Source organism: Nostoc sp. UIC 10630 (assembly GCF_010747425.1).
Taxonomy (GTDB): domain Bacteria; phylum Cyanobacteriota; class Cyanobacteriia; order Cyanobacteriales; family Nostocaceae; genus Nostoc.
Genome location: NZ_JAAGOG010000315.1, coordinates 1 through 6,632 on the forward strand (window position 1 = coordinate 1; position 6,632 = coordinate 6,632).

Annotated in this window: 5 protein-coding genes; all 5 read left to right on the top strand. The window is 37.6% G+C overall.

Annotated features, from left to right (window positions below):
- The first annotated feature begins 1,075 nt into the window (after positions 1–1,075).
- The 5 genes from G1O98_RS36055 to G1O98_RS36075 all read left to right on the top strand — a co-directional run bounded on the left by G1O98_RS36055 (position 1,076) and on the right by G1O98_RS36075 (position 6,498).
- Positions 1,076–2,284, top strand: a complete 1,209-nt coding sequence (locus tag G1O98_RS36055) for an ABC exporter membrane fusion protein (protein WP_163938957.1) — start codon at positions 1,076–1,078, stop codon at positions 2,282–2,284.
- 81 nt (positions 2,285–2,365) lie between these two features.
- Positions 2,366–3,544 (top strand): ABC transporter permease DevC, encoded by a 1,179-nt coding sequence (gene devC / locus G1O98_RS36060; protein WP_163938965.1) that lies wholly within the window; start codon positions 2,366–2,368, stop codon positions 3,542–3,544.
- Between the two features lie 201 nt (positions 3,545–3,745).
- Positions 3,746–4,750, top strand: coding sequence for an NAD(P)-dependent oxidoreductase (locus G1O98_RS36065; protein ID WP_163938959.1), 1,005 nt, complete (start codon positions 3,746–3,748; stop codon positions 4,748–4,750).
- 218 nt (positions 4,751–4,968) lie between these two features.
- Positions 4,969–5,982, top strand: a complete 1,014-nt coding sequence (locus G1O98_RS36070; protein WP_163938961.1) for a glycosyltransferase family 2 protein — start codon at positions 4,969–4,971, stop codon at positions 5,980–5,982.
- Positions 5,983–6,030: 48 nt separating this feature from the next.
- Positions 6,031–6,498: a DUF2141 domain-containing protein gene (locus G1O98_RS36075; protein WP_163938963.1), complete on the top strand. Its 468-nt coding sequence runs from the start codon at positions 6,031–6,033 to the stop codon at positions 6,496–6,498.
- The last annotated feature ends 134 nt before the right edge of the window (positions 6,499–6,632 follow it).

Genomic DNA, 6,632 nt, shown 5'->3' on the forward strand with positions numbered 1-6,632 from the left:
ATGTGTTAGAGATTTTGTTGTCTACGGGTTAGATAGAAGTTTTCTGTGAATTAAGTTAACAATGCAAATCTGTTGTCTACTAAGTAACAATTCAAGAAATACATAGATAAATTGGATAACCATAAGTATGTTTTCTCAGAGAAACATCATAATTTAGTCAAAATTTCTGGTTATTTTTCAATATAAGTCAAGTTAAAAATTAAAGTGGTTATTTATAAAGCAAATATTAATTTTTACTATGTTGCTTGATAAACATAATCATGATTGCATTAGTTAAAAAGGCGGTTAGAAAACCAGAGCGAATGGGATGCCTACGCCACACTGTATGTAGCTTGCTTGCTTCACCGTAGGAGTACGCGGCTACACAAACATTCCACTCTTGGCGTTCCTGCAGGGTAGACCACTCCTAATAAAAATTGGGTATTTAAAACCCACGGAGGTGGGTAAAGTCTTGTGTAGGTGAGGTTTCTAAGCGCCCTTTAATTACTATGAGTCAAACCAATAATAATGTCTTATACTACACAACCCTGTTAACAAGAATCTGTTAGTAATATCAAATCTACTTAATCACTAACTATCTGTTGGTATTCAATTAGCAGATAAGAGATTAGTGATGAATACATTTTTTCAGAATTTAATCTGACTGTGAACAAATATTTTAGTGAGAGAATCAGGACTTATGCAAAGTCAATCGGTTGACAAAAATCAATTTCTACGCCATAGTTAATAACAAGTTTATCCAAGTTTTGATTTCATTTTTATTGGCGCTTCCTTGTTCTTGAGAGTTAAGTTTTCTGGTTAGCGCTATTGTATTTTAAGCTACTGGATTAGATGTCAAATTAGGATATAACTTAGGAAGCTTTGAAGTAACACCACCATTAATTTTCACGCCACAATAGTAATTTTGGGCGGTAAAAGCGTACAACAATTCATATAAAACCACTTTAGATACATCCACTTGATTAAGGTAGAAACCTTGGAGGAAAAGCCCTCTAAGTAATTTGTGGATGAGTCTATTCTAATGGACTAAATATAACCAGGCTATCCCCTAAAAAAGCAGAATTGGAATGAAAAGATGGCAGTAAATAAAGAAAACCGATTATTTACAAAACCCGTAGGTAGATCGCAATTAATTTTAGCAGCTTCTCTAACTTTAGCAGCCGGATTAATAGCTTTTTATAGTTTGGTACCATTTTGGTCTAAACCTAAAGTTGTGACACCAGCAGCGAATCCTCCCAAAGCTGCCACGCCTGTAAAAGTTGCTGTAACCGCTTTGGGACGTTTGGAGCCAGAAGGCGAAGTTACTTCTTTGACTGCTCCTGCTTCTAATAATGGGGTGAGAGTAGATAGACTGTTGGTGAAAGAAGGAGAGGCGGTTAAAGCAGGGCAATTACTGGCTTATTTAGAAAATTATGGTCGTTCTAGAACCGCATTGCAACAAGCTTTAGACCAACTGCAAGTTGCCAAAGCTAAATTAGCGCAGGTTAAATCTGGAGCTAAAACCGGAGATATCGATGCTCAAAAGGCAGCGATCGCACGTTTAGAACCACAATATAAAGGGGATGTTGCTACTCAAGAGGCGACAATCGCCCGCATTCAGGCTGAGGTAGATAATGCTCAAGCTGAGAACAATCGCTATCAGCAATTATATAAACAAGGTGCGATCGCTGCTTCCGTAGCAGATACCAAAGCTTTGCAACTCAAGACCACACAACAGCAGTTATCAGAAGCCCAAGCCACCCTCAAACGCACTCAAGACACATTTCAAGAACAGAAAAAGCAAGCACAAGCACAACTCACCAGTATTAGCGAAGTGCGTAGTGTAGATGTTCAAGTCGCGCAAACCGAAGTCAACAGTGCCACAACTTCTGTTCAACAAGCAAAAGCCGACTTGGATTTAAGTTACATCAAATCTCCCATAAATGGCAAAATTTTGAAAATTCACGCCAAAACCGGAGAAGTTATCAGCACCAGTAGAGGATTTGCTGAAATAGGTAAGACATCTCAAATGTATGTGATTGCAGAGGTGTATCAAACCGATGTTCAAAAAGTGCGTGTAGGACAAAAAGCCACAATTACCAGCACTGCATTTACTGGAACAATAAAAGGAACTGTAAAAGAGATTGGTTGGCAAGTTGACAAGCAAAACATCTTCAGCATCAACCCTGGTTCAGATACAGACCGCAGAATAATTGAAGTGAAAATCTCCATCGATAATCCCGCAGATAGTGAAAAGGTCGCTCGTTTAACTAACTTACAAGTGGATGTCGCCATTCATATTTAGTCATAGGGCATGGGGCATAGGGCATTGGTCATTCACAAATGACAAATGACAAATGACAAATGACAAATGATAAATAAATCCATGAATTTCAAAATTCCTTTAGGATGGCTACAGTTAGCGCAGCAAAAAGTTCGTTTACTAGTAGCTGTAGCCGGGATTGGTTTTATTGTGCTGCTAATGTTTGTGCAACTTGGTTTTCAAGATGCTCTTTATTCCAGTGCAACTGCTGTGCATCAGAATCTCAAAGGAGATTTATTTTTAGTGAGTTCGCAATATAAATCTTTGACCTCAAATCAAAGTTTTTCACGCACTCGTTTGTACCAATCCCTGGGGTTTGATGGCGTAGAGTCAGTTAGCCCCATGTATTTGCAATTTGCCAAACTAAAAAATCCGGCTACTAGTGAGAAATATTCAATATATGTTATTGGTTTCGATCCAGGTAGACCGGTAATGAATCTCCCAGAAGTTGAGAAAAATTTAGATAAACTCAAAATTCCTGATGTTGTGCTTTTTGACCGTGGTTCTCGCCCAGAGTTTGGCCCAATAGCTGAAAAATTTAATGCGGGAGAGACTGCACAGACAATTGAAATATTTCCCTATAGTTCATTAATTGGCTATAGAGTGAGAATAGGTGGTTTATTCACATTAGGCCCTTCGTTTGGGGTAGACGGAAATTTACTTGTTAGTGACTCAACTTTTTTGAGGATAAATCCCAATACTCGTCCGGCAGATATGATAGATATCGGTTTGATTTCCCTCAAACCTGGTACTAATGCCGAAAACGTACTGAAAAATTTACGAGCAAATTTGCCTAATGATGTCCAAGTTTTTACACGCCAAGGCTTTATTGATTTTGAGAAACAATACTGGGCTGTCAGAACACCTATTGGTTTTATTCTTAACTTGATGTTGACAATGGCTGCGGTTGTTGGAGTAGTTATTGTTTATCAAATTCTTTACAGCAATATTGCAACTCAGTTCGTTGCTTACGCCACGTTGAAAGCCATAGGTTATGCCAATAGCTATTTATTGAATGTGGTATTTCAGCAAGCTTTGATTTTGGCAATCTTAGGTTATATCCCAGGATTCATTACTTCTGTATTGTTATATAGTTTTGCCGCAGAAGCAACTAAACTACCAATAGTTATGACTACTAATAATGCAGTGATTGTCTTAACTTCAACAGTTCTAATGTGTATAACATCAGGAGCGCTTGCTATCAACAAACTCCGCTCCGCAGATCCGGGAGATATTTTTTAGCTATTTGGTGCATCAAAATAATCAAATTATTTTGCCATGATATAGACTAATAATTAAGCGTTGGTTCAGGCTCTCCACAGAAAAATTCTTCTTTATACCAATTTTAGATTAAAAGTCTTTACCGGAATTTAAATTTGGTATAAATTTTCAGCTTTTTATCTAACAACTCAAATTCACTCATTTAACAATAATTTCGATTTTATGAACCTCAAAGACAAAACCTTGCTAATTACGGGAATTGATGAATTTGTCGGTTTGCGTACAGCCGAGTTAGCCATAGCACAAGGAATGAAGGTTCGTGGACTGAAAAGTTCTACAGAACAAAACAAACAATTACAGAATTTAGGTGTTGAGATAATTATTGGTAGTATCACCGATTCTACTATTGCTCAAAAGGCTTGTCAGGGAGTAGATATCGTTTTACATACAGAGCAACTTGCCGAAGAAGCTGGCGCAATTAAGAATTTTCGTGATGTCAATGTTGGCGGTACTGTCAACATGGCTAAAGCCGCTAAACAGGCTGGTGTCAAAACATTTGTGCATCTTTCTAGTGTAATGGTTTACGGTTTCAACTATCCCAATGGTGTTACAGAATCCGGGCCACTTTCGGGCGAAAATAATCCTTACTGTGAAACAAAAATAGAAGCAGAAACAGCAGTTTTAGAACTGAATAATTCTCCAGATTTTGGCATCATCGTTATTCGAGCCGGAGATGTTTATGGCCCAGGAAGTATACCCTGGATAGTCAGACCGGTTCTGATGATGCGTCAAAAATTATTTGCCTGTGCAAATGATGGCAAAGGAGTAATCAATCATGTATACATAGATAATCTGATTGATGGCATCTTTCTAGCGATAGAAAAAGAAACCTACGGTGAAATATTTAATATCACCGACGGACAAGAAACTTCGTGGAAAGAGTATTTTATGCGTTTAGCAGCAATGGAAGGTTTATCAGCACCCCTTTCATTACCGAAAGATGAAATCAAGTTGTTTCTAAAACTACGTGTTCAAGGACAAAAACTTTTTCGAAAAAAAGTTGATATCCTACCAGAGTCTATAGATTTTATGACTCGTCCTTATGCTTGTTCTATTGTCAAAGCACAAAGCCTGTTGAATTATAAACCGAAAATTGACCTAGAAGAAGGAATGCAGCGAACACATGAATGGCTGCAAAAAACAGATATTCAAAGCTTGATTAAATAGTCAACAGATTTTAAGAATTCAGGAGTCATAATTCAGGATAATTATAAAATCAATAGGCAATAGCACGGTTGATTGATTTTATTAAAATTAAGCTTAAGTATCAAATTATTCTGGATTCTGACTTCTGGCTTCTGAATTCTCAATTCCTACGTTGCATCTGCCTAACAATTATCTGCAATTGAGCATAAAATAATCCACAGATTTTCCGAATACTTGTTATGAGTAGCAATCAGCCACGATTGAGCATCGGATTACCTGTATACAATGGCGAAAAATTTATCAAAGAAGCCATAGATTCACTCTTGGCTCAAACTTTTGAAGATTTTGAGCTAATTATTTCAGATAATGCATCTACAGATAAAACTGAGGAAATTTGTAGAGCTTATGCCGACAAAGACCAACGTATCTGTTACTACCGCAATGACAAGAATATCGGTTGCGCTCGTAACTTCAATCGCGTCTTTAAATTGTCTTCGGGTGAGTACTTTAAATGGGCAGCTTATGATGATCTACATGCTCCAGATTTTATCAAGAAGTGTGTTGAGGTACTTGACCAAGACCCTAGCATAGTCTTGTGTCACTCCCAGACATATTTCATTGATGAACAGGGTAATTTTCTCCAAAATTACGAGATAAAACTTAAGGCAGATGCACTAAAAGCACACGAGCGTTTTCATGAGTTACTGACGAAACATTTATGTTATCAATGTTACGGAGTAATTCGCACTAGTGCCCTGAAAATGATACCGCCTATGGGTGGTTACGGTAATGCAGATGGAATTCTCTTGTTAAGACTTGGTATTCTTGGCAGGTTTTATGAAATCCCTGAATACCTGTTTTTTGCGAGAAGCCATCCGCAACAATCAATGAGTATGTATTTCCCTAATTATTTGTTGTTTGCTAACAACACTAAAAAAACCTCATTGAGTATGCTACCTGATTTCTATGCTTATGCAGTGTGGTTTGATTCAGCAAAGAAAGGACAAATTTTATTGCCACATTGGAGAATAATCTGGGAGTATCTACTCTCTATATGGCGTAGTCCCCTAAGTTTTAATGAGCAGCTTTGTTGTTATAGAAGCCTACATCAGCAGTTAAAAGGGGCAGAATATCTTTTGCTGAAAGATTTACTAAGAGTGCTACAAGTATTTTGGAAAAGTTGGCAGACAGCATCAATCAAAAAAGATCAAATCATTCATTTCACAAACCAGCTTAAAAATAAAAGCTGGTAAGTACAGTTTTTTTTAGCCACAAAATCACCTATTTTTCACTACAAAACTATGCTGAAACTATCTCATTTATCTCATGTTTTACTTGCTACTTTAATGAGCATCAGCTTTGCTAAAACAGTGAATGCAGAACCAACTACAACATTAAGTGTTGTAGTGAATGGCATACAACACAAAAAAGGTGAGATTTGCTTCCGAGTTTATGCAACTGAACAAGGATTTCCAATGAGTAATTCTAAGGGATCTCAAAGTGGCTGCGCTAAGATTACTGGCAATTCTGTTAAAAAAGATTTCTCCGGTTTGAAGCCTGGAACTTATGCTGTCGCCGTTGTTGACGATCAAAATGGCGATCGCAAACTCAATAAAGACTTTTTTGGTATTCCCACAGAAGGTTTTGGAATTTCCAAAAACCCAACTGTGTCTATACAAACGGGTACACCAAAGTTTCGTGATGCCAGTTTTGTTGTAAATAAAAATACAACAGTCAACATTGTCATGAAGTATTCGCTGGATTCATAAAGGCTATTGGGGACTGGGGACTGGGTACTGGGTACTGGGAACTAGGGGGACTGGGGACTGGGTACTTGGTACTTGGTACTGCGGACTCATTCTCTAGGAGATACTTCTGATTTTCAATCGCTAATCCCTAATCC